This is a genomic window from Devosia sp. (assembly GCF_028290645.1).
Classification (GTDB): Bacteria; Pseudomonadota; Alphaproteobacteria; order Rhizobiales; family Devosiaceae; genus Devosia_A.
This window is the reverse complement of the sequence record NZ_JAQGJL010000299.1, coordinates 1-9,043: the sequence shown is the minus strand read 5'-3', so window position 1 is coordinate 9,043 and position 9,043 is coordinate 1. Positions and strand designations below refer to the sequence as shown.

9 protein-coding genes are annotated in these 9,043 nt (G+C 67.3%); 4 read left to right on the top strand and 5 right to left on the bottom strand.

What is annotated here, in order from left to right; translation table 11 throughout:
- The 3 genes from JWQ89_RS16075 to mbhE form a co-directional block, all read right to left on the bottom strand.
- On the bottom strand, positions 1 to 373 hold a 373-nt coding region (locus JWQ89_RS16075), incomplete at its 3' end, for a Na+/H+ antiporter subunit C (RefSeq protein ID WP_299642588.1).
- Entirely contained in the window at positions 373 to 795 is a 423-nt protein-coding gene (locus JWQ89_RS16070; RefSeq protein ID WP_299642587.1) for an MnhB domain-containing protein, read from the bottom strand. The genes JWQ89_RS16075 and JWQ89_RS16070, both read right to left, overlap by 1 nt.
- On the bottom strand, positions 792 to 3,179 hold the full coding sequence (gene mbhE, locus JWQ89_RS16065) for a hydrogen gas-evolving membrane-bound hydrogenase subunit E (RefSeq protein ID WP_299642585.1): 2,388 nt from the start codon (positions 3,177 to 3,179) through the stop codon (positions 792 to 794). Before mbhE ends, JWQ89_RS16070 begins: the two co-directional genes overlap by 4 nt.
- A 169-nt stretch (positions 3,180 to 3,348) precedes the next feature.
- Here mbhE and msrB point away from each other — a divergent pair, with 169 nt between their 5' ends.
- From msrB to JWQ89_RS16045, 4 genes are all read left to right on the top strand, one after another.
- Entirely contained in the window at positions 3,349 to 3,750 is a 402-nt protein-coding gene (gene msrB / locus JWQ89_RS16060) for a peptide-methionine (R)-S-oxide reductase MsrB (RefSeq protein ID WP_299642583.1), read from the top strand.
- Between the two features lie 225 nt (positions 3,751 to 3,975).
- The gene (locus JWQ89_RS16055) at positions 3,976 to 6,048 is read left to right on the top strand and encodes a S9 family peptidase (protein ID WP_299642581.1); all 2,073 of its coding nucleotides are present in this window, start codon (positions 3,976 to 3,978) and stop codon (positions 6,046 to 6,048) included.
- Between the two features lie 101 nt (positions 6,049 to 6,149).
- Positions 6,150 to 6,758 carry a superoxide dismutase gene (locus JWQ89_RS16050; protein WP_299642579.1) on the top strand — a complete coding sequence of 203 codons (609 nt, stop codon included), beginning with the start codon at positions 6,150 to 6,152 and terminating at the stop codon, positions 6,756 to 6,758.
- Positions 6,759 to 7,090: 332 nt separating this feature from the next.
- On the top strand, positions 7,091 to 7,594 hold the full coding sequence (locus tag JWQ89_RS16045) for a hypothetical protein (RefSeq protein ID WP_299642577.1): 504 nt from the start codon (positions 7,091 to 7,093) through the stop codon (positions 7,592 to 7,594).
- 183 nt (positions 7,595 to 7,777) lie between these two features.
- On the opposite strand, the gene JWQ89_RS16040 is transcribed toward JWQ89_RS16045, so the two are convergent.
- Positions 7,778 to 8,344: a hypothetical protein gene (locus tag JWQ89_RS16040; RefSeq protein WP_299642575.1), complete on the bottom strand. Its 567-nt coding sequence runs from the start codon at positions 8,342 to 8,344 to the stop codon at positions 7,778 to 7,780.
- Positions 8,334 to 9,043, bottom strand: a 710-nt coding sequence (locus JWQ89_RS16035; RefSeq protein WP_299642573.1) for a helicase HerA-like domain-containing protein, incomplete at its 5' end; no start/stop codon positions are given. The genes JWQ89_RS16040 and JWQ89_RS16035, both read right to left, overlap by 11 nt.

The window sequence follows — 9,043 nt, the reverse complement described above, 5'->3', positions numbered from 1 at the left end:
AGCTCATCGGCGGTCTGGGCCCACCGCGCGGCTCGGCGACGCGCATGTGGTCGGTGTCGTCGGCATCGAGCGACTGGTAGGCGCGATAGGCGAGGACCAGGAGGAACGCGAACATGGCAAAGCCGATGACGATGGCAGTGAGGATCAGCGCCTGCGGCAGCGGGTTGGCGGCGCCTGGCAGCGGCGCCGCTGCAGCGCCCGGCGCGATCGGCGGCACGATCCGCGTCAGCCGTCCGGCAACGAGGATCAAGAGGTTCACGGCATTGCCCAGCAGCACCAGCCCCAGCAGCATGCGGATCAGCGAGCGCGACAAGAGGAGATAGATCGCCGCGGTGAGGAACACGCCCGAGAGAGCGGCGATGACATGATCCATCAGACCTCCCCTTCCTCATCCTCGAGCGCCAGCGCCACCGCCGAAACCGTGCCCAAGACGGCGAAATACACCCCGATGTCGAACACCATCGGCGTGGAGATCGCCACTTCCCCCTCGCCGAACCTGAAGATGGTCCAAAGTCCGGTGAGGAACGGCACGTCGAAGGCCAGCGACAGCACCCCGGCCAGCGCCGCCAGCGACACGCCGAACCCGGCGAGCACCAGCGGATGCGCCTTCAGCGCCGTCCGCGCCGCCCCGGGTCCCACCGCCATGCCGTAGATCGCCATCGCCGACGCCGCGATCAGCCCGCCGATGAAACCGCCGCCCGGCTCGTTGTGCCCGCGCAGCAGCACGAACACCGAAAACACCAGCATCACGGCAGTGAGCAGCGGCGCGATGGTGCGGAAGATCAGCGTGTTCATGCCGCCACCTTCCGCGTCCGGCGCGGCCTCGGCTTGGGCTCCGTGGTCACCTCGGGCACCGGTTTCGCCACCGCCGGCTTCGGCCGCCGCGCCCCCCGGATCAGCGCCAGGATGGCGATCCCCGCCGTCATCACCACCGAGATCTCGCCCAGCGTATCCAGCCCGCGGAAGTCGACGAGGATGACGTTGACGACATTGTGCCCATGCGCCGCCAACACGCTGTTGGCATCAAAGAAGGCCGCAAGCCGCGGGTCGAACGGCCCCTCGATCACCGCCCACAGCAGCCCGGTGACCGCGATGCCGCCAAACAATGCCACCGCCCCATCGCGCGCCCAGTCCTCCAGCGGCCGCGGGTCGGCGGTCACCAGATCGAGCCGCGTCATCACCAGCGCCAGGATCACCACCGACAGGATCTCGACCATGAACTGGGTAAAGCTCAGGTCCGGCGCGCCGAACAGCAGGTAGAGCATCGCCACCGCCACCCCCTGCACCCCGAGCGCGAGGATCGCGAACAGCCGGCTCCGCGCATAGACCACCGTCGCCACGCCCACCACCGCCAGCAGCACCACGCCCCATTCGTAGAACCTGAGGTCAACCGCCCCCGGGCCTCCGGGCAACCCGCCCATCAGCCACAGCGGCTCGATCGCCGCCACCGCCAGCGCCACGAACACCACCAGCAGGTAAAACTCGAGCCGCCCATGATGCAGCAGCCGCGTCACCCCCGCTCCGAACCTGACGATGCCGAAATAGACCCAGTCGAACCCCCTGTCGAAGCTCCAGCCGGTCCCCGACGCGACCCGCCGCAGGAATGTCCGTGCCACGTCGAGCCGCATGTAGAGCCCGATCGCCAGCGCCCAGGTCACCACCGACAGCCAGAACGGCAACCCCAGGAAGTCGATCCCCAGCCTCAGATGCGTCTCGACGCCGACCCCGAGGATCGCCGCCGTCGCCGGCGCCACCGACAGTTCGCCGGTCAGCGTCGTAACGAAGCCGAGGAAAATCCCCAGCGCCCCGAGCACGATCGGCCCCACCAGCATCGCCACCGGCGCTTCATGCGCCGCGATCGGCGTCGGCAGCAGCGGTCCCATGAACGGCTTGACCAGCAGCACAAGCCCGATGGCGCCCAGCAGCGCGTTGCCGATCACCAGCGCCAGGAGCGCCAGCAGCGACTGGAACTGCCCCAGCGTCAGCGCGGCGTACATTTCCTCCTTGGCGAAGAACGCCAGCAGCGGCGGCACCCCGAACATTGCCGCGCTCGCCATGATCGTGCCGATGAAGGTCACCGTCATCGGATCGCGCAAGCCCCCGAGCGCCATGATGTCGCGCGTCCCGGTGCCATGGTCGATGGCGCCCGCGACGAGGAACAGCCCCGCCTTGTAGAGCGCGTGCGAAATGAAATAGAGCACCGCCGCCGTCACCGCGAGCTCGGTCCCTGCCCCCAGCAACAGCATCAGCAGCCCGAGGGAGGCCACCGTCGTCTGCGCCAGCATCAGCTTCATGTCGGTCTGCCGGAGCGCCGCGACCGCCCCCCAGAGCAGCGTCGCGCCGCCGAACACCATCAGCGTCGTGTTCCAGATCGGCTCGCCGCCGAGATGCGGCGTCATCCGCGCCACGAGGTACACCCCGCCCTGCACCATCGTCGCCGAGTGCAGGTACGCCGACACCGGCGTCGGCGCCTCCATGGCGTTGGGCAGCCAGAAATGGAACGGCAGCTGCGCCGACTTTGTGAAAGCCGCTAGCAGCGTCAGCCCGACCAGCAGCGGATAGGCGACGCTGCCCTTGAGATCGCCCGCAACGCTCAATTCCCAGGCGCCCGAGAGGTTGTGGATCACAACGCCCGCCGCCAGCAGCGCCAGCCCGCCGACTCCCGTCACCACCAGCGCCTGGATCGCCGCCCGCCGCGCCGCCTGCCGCGTGTGATCGAAGCCGATCAGTAGGAACGACGCGATTGAGGTCAGCTCCCAGAACAGGTACAGCGCCACCAGATTATCGGCCAGCACCAGCCCCTGCATCGCCCCCATGAACGCGAGCATGAACCCCAGGAACCGCCCCTGCCTGTGCCCCTTCAGGTAGGCCCCGGAATAGAGCAGGATCAGCGCCCCGATCCCGGCGATGGCCAGCGCAAAGGTGAGGCTCAGCCCGTCGACGAGAAAGCTCAGTTCGAGCCCCAGGGACGGCGCCCACGGCCAGGCAACCGCTATCGCCTCGCCTTCGGACACCCGGCCAATCAGCCCCCACAGCGCCACGAACCCGGCCGGCGGCGCCAGCGCCACCACCCAGCCGGCAAAGTCGCCGATCAACCGATGGACAAGCGGTGCGAGTGCCGCCGCGACGAAGGGCAGCAGCACGACAAGCGCAATCGCTATGTCCGGTGTGGCCTCCAACCGGGTCCGCTCCCTCGTGGGATTCGCTCAAGCCAGCTTAGCCCGTCACCCCGCCCCGGCAAGGCAAACCGGTCGGCCCGGCCGGTTGCACCACAGCTTTGTGAGCCCTCGAGGATTTGCGATCCGGCATGCGAATTGCCATATCTTGCACCGAAACGGAGATTCCCGAATGAGCGAGACCTTCAAGGTTCAGAAGTCCGACGAAGAGTGGCGCGCCACGCTCACCCCCGAGCTCTATCGCGTCGCGCGCGAGCACGGCACAGAGCGGCCCTGGTCGCACCTCTACAACACCGAAAAGCGCGACGGCATCTACCACTGCGCCGCCTGCGGCGCGGAGCTGTTCACCGCCGAGACCAAATACGAATCCGGCTCCGGCTGGCCCAGCTTCTTCAAGCCGCTCGACGGCGCCGTCGGCGAGACCATCGACAAGAGCCACGGCATGGTCCGCGTCGAAGCCCACTGCGCCAATTGCGGCGCCCACCTCGGCCACGTCTTCCCCGACGGCCCCAACCCCACCGGCCAGCGCTACTGTATGAACGGCACGAGCCTCAACTTCGAGCCGAAGGCATAGCTCTCGCCACAGCCGGCGCGAGCCGACCGCCACCCCTGTCCCCTCCCCCTAAGAACGGGGAGGGAGACCTTGGCAATGACGGCCGCGTTTTCGTCTCCCTCCCCAGTAGGGGGAGGGGACAGGGGTGGGGGTCCACAGCCACCAGACCCGTCTATCGCCCCGCCCTTTACAAGCCTCCCCGCCGCGCCTACGTCGCGAACACCCGCTCCCCGAGTATCCTCCCCCATGCCCACTCCCCCCGTCGCCGAACGCCGCCAGCACGCCGCCACTTTCCACGGCATCACGCGACAGGACCCCTATCACTGGCTGCGCGCCGATAACTGGCAGCAGGTGATGCAGGAGCCCGAGACGCTTCCGGCCGACATCAAGGCCTATCTCGACGCCGAGAACGCCTATTTCGACGAAGCCTTCGAGACGCCGCACGCGGAGCTGCGCGAAACGATCTTCCAGGAGATCAAGGGCCGCATCAAAGAGGACGAGTCCGGCATCCCCTCGGCCGATGGCCCGTGGGCCTACAACTCGCGCATGGAAGAGGGAAAGCAGTACCCGATCCTCGTTCGCACCCCGCGCGACGGCGGCGAGGAGCAGATCCTCCTCGATTGCAATCTCGAGGCCGGAGACGGCTATTTCGGCTTTGGCGGCGGCGACCACGACCCCTCGCATCGCCTCCTCGCCTGGAGCGCCGACCGGCAGGGCAGCGAATACTACACGCTCCACATCCGCGACATCGCCACCGGCCGGGACACCGGCGAGGTGATCGAGGATATCGCCGGCGGCGGCGTCTGGTCGGCCGATTCCAGCGCCATCTACTATTCCGAATACGACGACAACCACCGCCCGTTCCGCGTCCGCCGCCATGTGCTCGGCACGCCGCAGGCCGATGACGAGATCGTCTTCGAGGAGAAAGATCCGGGCTTCTTCGTCGGCGTCGACGAGACGCTCAGCCGCAACTACATCGTCATCGACGCGCACGACCACCAGACCTCCGAGTTCTGGCTGATCGACACCCGCACCGGCGGCGCGCCTCGCCTCGTCTCCCCACGCCTCACCGATCGCGAGTACGACGTCGAGGACCGCGACGGGGTGTTCTACATCCTCACCAACGCCGACGGCGCCGAGGACTTCAAGATCGTCACCGTCGCGGCCAACAACCCGGCTGCCGAGAACTGGGTCGACCTCGTCCCCCATACCCCCGGCGTCCTCATCCTCGACATCATCCTCCTCCAGCACCACCTCATCCGCCTCGAGCGCTTCGAGGGCCTGCCGCGCATCGTGGTGCGCAATCTCGAATCCGGCGAAGAGTGGACGGTGAAGTTCGACGAAGAGGCCTATGCGCTGGGCATGTCGGCCGGCTACGAGTTCGACACCACGACCATCCGCTTCACCTATTCCTCGCCCACCACGCCGTCGCGCACCTACGACCTCGATCTCGTCACCCGCGAGCGCACCCTGCTCAAGGAGCAGGAGGTCCCCTCCGGCCACAACCCGGCCGATTACGAGACCAAGCGCATCTTCGCCACCGCCAAGGACGGCGAGCGCGTGCCGGTCACGCTCCTCTACCGCAAGGGCCTGAAGTTCGACGGCAGTGCGCCGGCGCTGCTCTACGGCTACGGCGCCTACGGCATGGCGCTCCCCGCCGGCTTTTCGGTGTCGAGACTCTCGCTGGTCGATCGCGGCTTCGTTCACGCCACCGCCCATGTCCGCGGCGGCATGGACAAGGGCTATGCCTGGTACAAGAACGGCCGGCGCGAGAAGAAGACCAACACCTTTACCGATTTCATCGCCGCCGCCGAAACGCTGATCGAGCTCGGCTACACATCGAAGCAGCGCATCGTCGCCGAGGGTGGTTCCGCCGGTGGCCTGCTGATGGGCGCCATCGCCAACATGCGCCCCGACCTCTGGGCCGGCGTCATCGCGGAAGTCCCGTTCGTCGACGTGCTCAACACCATGCTCGACGAAACCCTGCCGCTCACGCCGCCCGAATGGCCCGAATGGGGCAACCCGATCACGGACCGCGAGGCCTATGACCGCATCGCGTCATACGCCCCCTACGAGCAGGTCGCAGCCATCGAGTATCCGCCGATCTTCGCGCTGGCCGGACTCACCGATCCGCGCGTCACCTACTGGGAGCCGGCAAAGTGGGTGGCGAAGCTCCGCGCTACCCGGCTCGGCGACGCGCCGCTCTACCTCAAGACCCACATGGATGCGGGCCATGCCGGCGCCTCGGGCCGCTTCGACCAGCTCAAGGAGACCGCCCTGAGCTACGCCTTTGCCCTGTCTTGCGCAGGATTGGCATAATCCACCCAAAGCGGGAATTGGCGAGCAATGCCAAAGGGCCTATATCGGTGCCAGCCCAGCGGCCAATATTCCTAAAGACTTTCCCCAAGGAGGCTTCCAGAATGGCATACGAACTTCCCCCCCTGCCTTACGCTTATGACGCGCTCGGCCCGTACATGAGCAAGGAAACGCTCGAGTTCCACCACGACAAGCACCATCAGGCCTATGTCACCAACGCCAACAAGCTGGCCGAGGGCAAAGGGCTTGAAGTGCTGGAGCTCGAAGATGCGGTGAAGGAAGTGTTCGGCAAGGACCCGGGCCTCTTCAACAATCTCGGCCAGCACTACAACCACGTGCATTTCTGGAACTGGATGAAGCCCAATGGCGGCGGCGGCGCCGCCAGGGTCCCGGCCTCCCTGCTAAAGGCAATCGATTCCGATCTCGGCGGCTTCGACAAGTTCCGCACCGATTTCATCGCCGCCGGCACGACGCAGTTCGGCTCCGGCTGGGCCTGGCTCAGCCTCAAGGACGGCAAGCTCCAGGTCACCAAGACCGCCAACGGCGAGAGCCCGCTGGTCCACGGCAACGCCAAGCCGCTGCTCGGCGTCGACGTCTGGGAGCACTCCTATTACATCGACTACCGCAACGCCCGCCCGAAATACCTCGAGGCCTGGTTCGACAACCTGGTGAACTGGGAACACGTAGAGTTCCTGTTCGAAGAAGCCCGCTAGGCTTCAGCGACACCAAGTCCAGGGCCCGCTCCGGCGGGCCCTTTGCTTTTGCGCCAATCGCGCCGCCGGTGGCTGCGGACCCCCACCCCTGTCCCCTCCCCCTGAAGTAGGGGGAGGGGGACCAAAACACCGACCTCAGTGTGAGCGTCTCCCTCCCCATTCTTAGGGGAGGGGACAGGGGTGGGGGTCGGCTCGCACCGGTCGCGCGGTCACGCTCCCCGACACCCCCAAATAATCCTCAGCCCAGCCCCCTCCCCCCGCTTCCCCACCCCGACGCGCAATGGTAACGATTGATTAACCATTGCGCCCAAAAGCGCTCGGGGGAAGAAACCTTGGCCGAACCAGTCCGCACCATCGCCGTACTCGTCGCCAATCCGGCGCTGAGCTCGATCCTCAGCATGGTGCTCGCCTCGGTGCCGAGCTTCCGCGTCCGCCCGTTCGACTCCGAACTGGCGCTCGTCACCTACATGCGCCTCGCGCCGGTCGACGTCGTCGTCACCGATTTCGACAGCACCAGCGCCCGTGCCGATCGCGTCACCCGCGACCTCAGGGCCGACCTCTCGATCCCCCACCACGACTACCAGGTGATCGCGCTGGCCAGTGCCGTCTCGCCCGAGACCAAGAACCTCTGCATCGCCTCGGGCATCGACGAAGTCATCGTCAAGCCGATGTCGCCGAAATACCTGCTGGAGCGCGTCCAGTCGCGCCTCGCCCGCCGCGCCGCAGCCCTCGCCCCGCGCTTCGCCCGCGCGGCCGCACCCAAGCGCCCGGATTTCTCCCAATACAGCAACGTCATCCCACTCTGGACCCGCGAACGGCCACTGCCGACCCACTGAGCGGATAGCCTCCATACTCCCCACCACCGCGATGTCATCCCAGTGTGCGGAGAATCGCAGACGATGGAGCCGCCTACTTTGAGCCTGCGGCAGCGAAGTAGATTCGGAGGGTCACCCTCCCCCTTGCGGGGAGGGGACAGGGGTGGGGGTCAGCACGCACCGCGTCTGCAATAATCCCCAAACCTACCCCGTCACATTCAGCGCCCACGCCACCCTGTTCCACAGATCCTCGACATTATCCGTGAACACCACGAGCCGGTCGGAATGGCTCACCGAGTGGCTCAGGATATCCGTCGCCATGCCGCGCATCGCCTCGAAGGCCCGGTTGCGGTTGAGCAGCACCACCGGCTTGCCGCCGGCGCCGGCCCCTGCCCGCACCCAGGTGCGATAGAGCGCCGCTGCCGAGACCAGCGAGCCCGGCAACCCGACGAAGCCCTGCGCCAGTTCCCCAACCCGCCGCACCCGCGCCTCGGGATCGTCGATCCGCTCGACCGGCACCTCGGCCAGCGCCGGTGGCGCGAGGAACGCCGCATCGGCGACGATCAGCACCTCGCCGCCCGCCGCCCGGGCGCTGGTGATCAGCGGAATGGCATCCAGTGTCTCCTCCGCAAGGCAGATGAGCTTTGCCCCATGCCGCGCCAGGAGCGTCCCCGCCTGCGACATGATCGAACTCCGCTCGGCGTCGCCCGGCCCCTTGTCCGACGCGAAAACCGCCAGCACCGGATGGTTCTGCGCCACGCTAGCGGCCACGGGTGAGCCCGCCGAGGATGCCGCGCAGCAGCGCCCGGCCTAGGCCCGAGGCCATGGTTCGGCTGAACGAGGTGACCGCTGCTTCCACCGGCGTCTGCCGCGTCGAGCGCCGCGGCTGCCCTGCCCGCTCCGCCTTCTCCTCTGCGGCCCGCGCCTTGGCGTCGAGTTCTGCCTGCCGCGTCGCCGCCTCGGCGTCCTGCCGCTCCCGGGTCTTCCTCGTCAGCACCTCGAACGCCGAATCGCGGTCGACCGCCGTGTCGTAGACGCCGGCCACCGGCGAGTTGGCGATCAGCGCGCGCCGCTCCTCGGGAAGGATCGGCCCGACCTGCCCCGAAGGCGGCCGGATCAGCGTGCGCCCGACGATCGAGGGGATGCCCTTGTCCTCCAGCACCGAGACCAGCGCCTCGCCGGTCCCCAGCTGCGTGATCACCTCCTCGGTCGAGAAATCCGGATTGGCGCGGAACGACTCGGCCGCCAGCCGCACCGCCTTCTGTTCCTTGGGCGTATAGGCGCGCAGGGCGTGCTGCACACGGTTGGAAAGCTGCGCCAGCACCGCATCGGGAATGTCGATCGGGTTCTGCGTCACGAAGTACACACCGACGCCCTTCGAACGCACCAGCTTGACCACCTGCTCCACCTTGTCGACCAGCGCCTTGGGCGCGTCATCGAACAGCAGATGCGCTTCATCGAAAAAGAACA